Genomic DNA, 2,674 nt, shown 5'->3' on the forward strand with positions numbered 1-2,674 from the left:
GGTGGCATGGCGCTCTTTGCGGTATTTTTCACTGATTTTAAGAGTGAAATCTGTGAGGAGTTCACTCTATTTCACAAAGAGTGGCCATACGTATTTACCATCTCGAAGAGACATAGAGCTTTGCGGTTTGAATCTGTACCGTTTAAATCAGCGTTCAGTCGTATAGTTTATTGTAGAGTCGAGGATATGGAACTTATTACGGACTTAATAAAATCTCAGATTTTTATTGAGAGTGTAAAATATATAAAAGGTCACCCTGGAATTTAACAAAATAGCCTCAATGACTTATTCGACCTGTTCTGTTAAATAGAGCAGGTCGTCAATTATTACGTAGTGAAATTTCTACCGCTGTAATCCATCAGGGGCAAGCCATCTTCCTGGTCGATCAAAGTTCAGCACTTGGTGGCTAACCTCTTACGGGGGCAGACAATAGGGCTAAGCGTCATCGGTCAACCCCTGACCCGGGCTGGTCAGATGGTGCCGGTGCGTTCCAAAGAGGATCTGGCCCGCTATAAGGCAGCCATGCAGCCCAAGACGCTGGAGACACAGCGCGGACGTTGGGATGGCGTGGTTTATACCCTGCCGCTGGGGGTCGATACCAATACCGCCATCAAGCTGGAGTTGGGCTATCTGGGCGGCATGGTACAGCGGCAATTTGTCTTCAAGGGCAACGGCAATAGTGGTGGACCTATCACTTTGAATTCCAGCAGCGGTGAATTAAGTTCTATGCCCGCCCTGGTAGTTGGTAAGCAAGGGAATAAATAATGAACAACACGAATGAAGCAGCTGAGGCAAGCGAGCAAGAGACTCCTTTTCATCAGCTACCGCAGGAAGAACAGCAACGCATTAGCGATGCCAATCAGAAAAAAGTGTATGAGGCTCAGACGTGCTATGAATGGGATATTAAAGTTCCAACAACTTTTGCCTGGTTAATGATATTAATAGTTATTGGCTCTATGATGCTATTCGGAGGTGCGGCGGTATGGTTTGCTGGTGACAATGATTGGACTTTTGTTTATATGATGGTCGGTATGTCGATAGTGATGACGCTCTATTTACGTTATTTGGTGATGGCGGATAAGCATTACCATTATCGGCTAACGACAGAGGGTTTAATCGTCACTTATCATGAGGCTATTCCCGAAGTGGCCTACACCATAGTGCGTGGCTTGGCTTGGCTTGGGGTAGTAGCTTGCGTTATGGCAGTGGCCGTATTGGGGCCGTTAGCATTGGTTGGTGCAGGCGGCATGGCTCTCTTGGCCGTGTTTTTTACTGGTTTTGAAAAAAAACCTACGACTGAATACACGGTATTTAATAAAGATAAAGCATACGTTGTGAAGGTAGTGAAAAACAGAGGCCTTATTCGGTTTGACGCTATCCCATTTAGCTGGTTTGAGTTTTCTTATATGTATTGTCACGAAGGGGATGTATATAAAATTCTGTCATGCTTGATGGACGAACTTGGGTGCAATGAATATAGAGAATTTAAAAATGAATTATCTCTTCGCAGAGCCCCCGTTGGTGTATTGGATGTTGGCGTTCCAAGAAAGCTGGATGAAATTAACAAGTGACTTCTTCGAGTAATACTTTTTTCAGGTGTGACAGCTATAGGGAAATTCAAATAATTGGTGTCAGAGAAGTGGTCATTTCAATCAACTCTGGGCAACCAGTCTGCCGAGGATGAACTGGCCCGCTTCGAGTTGCTGGTCAATAAGCCTGGTGCCAGCCTGACGGTGGTACGATCCGCCGCTCAAGGCTGGATGGACAGCGGCCGCGCTCAGTGGCAATTACAGCTGTCTCTTCCCGCTCAGCTGCGAGGGCAGACCATAGGGCTAAGCGTCATCGGTCAACCCCTGACCCGGGCTGGTCAGATGGTGCCGGTGCGTTCCAAAGAGGATCTGGCCCGCTATAAGGCAGCCATGCAGCCCAAGACGCTGGAGACACAGTGCGGACGTTGGGATGGCATGGTTTATACCCTGCCGCTGGGGGTCGATACCAATACTGCCATCAAGCTGGAGCTGGGCTATTTGGTTGGCATGGTGCAGCGGCAATTTGTCTTCAAGGGCAGTGGTAATAACAACGGTGCTATCACGCTGGATGCCCGCCGTGGTGAGGTGAACTCTATGCCTGCACTAGTAGTTGGCACGCAAGGGAATAAATAATGAACGAGGAAATCGAGGTGAGCGAGCAGGACATACCTTTTCATCTGTTGCCGCAGGAAGAGCAGCAACGCATTCTTGATGCCAATCAGAAAAAGGTGCGAGAGGCACTAACTCTTCATGAATGGGATATCCGGGTATCTACAGCATTTGCATGGCCAATAATATTAATAGTCGTTGGCTCTATGATGCTATTTGGAGGTGCGGCGGTATGGTTTGCTGGAGATAATGATTGGACTTTTGTTTATATGATGGTCGGTATGTCGATAGTGATGACGCTCTATTTACGTTATTTGGTGATGGCAGATAAAAACTACCATTACCGGCTGACGACAGAAGGCTTAATCGTCACTTATCATGATGCCATTCCTGAAGTGGCCTACACCATAGTGCGTGGCGTGGCGTGGCGTGGCGTGGCGTGGCGTGGCCTGGCTTGGGGTGGTGGTTTGCGTGATGGCGGTGGCTGTATTGGGGCCACTAGCACTGGTTGGTGCCGGTGGCATGGCGCTCTTTGC

General features: G+C 48.2%; 4 protein-coding genes and 1 pseudogene. All 5 read left to right on the forward strand.

Annotation, left to right across the window (positions count from 1 at the left end; translation table 11 throughout):
- Positions 1-267: pseudogene (locus tag BN1130_RS22950) on the forward strand (hypothetical protein); the annotation flags it as partial.
- A gap of 135 nt (positions 268-402) precedes the next feature.
- A complete protein-coding gene (locus BN1130_RS17740; protein WP_157014082.1) occupies positions 403-765 on the forward strand; it encodes a hypothetical protein in 363 nt (120 codons plus the stop codon).
- Positions 765-1,571, forward strand: a complete 807-nt coding sequence (locus tag BN1130_RS17745; RefSeq protein ID WP_042043632.1) for an immunity protein TsiV2 protein — start codon at positions 765-767, stop codon at positions 1,569-1,571. The genes BN1130_RS17740 and BN1130_RS17745 overlap by 1 nt, the downstream gene beginning before the upstream one ends.
- Before the next feature lie 57 nt (positions 1,572-1,628).
- A complete protein-coding gene (locus BN1130_RS17750) occupies positions 1,629-2,162 on the forward strand; it encodes a hypothetical protein (RefSeq protein WP_157014083.1) in 534 nt (177 codons plus the stop codon).
- Positions 2,162-2,674, forward strand: a 513-nt coding sequence (locus tag BN1130_RS17755) for an immunity protein TsiV2 protein (protein WP_503089937.1), incomplete at its 3' end; no start/stop codon positions are given. The genes BN1130_RS17750 and BN1130_RS17755, both read left to right, overlap by 1 nt.

Source organism: Aeromonas rivuli, from assembly GCF_000820045.1.
GTDB classification, from domain to species: Bacteria; Pseudomonadota; Gammaproteobacteria; order Enterobacterales; family Aeromonadaceae; genus Aeromonas; species Aeromonas rivuli.

Excerpts from the sequence above, each read along its gene's own strand:
- BN1130_RS17745 (WP_042043632.1), top strand. The coding sequence starts at position 765 with ATGAACAACACGAATGAAGCAGCTGAGGCAAGCGAGCAAGAGACTCCT.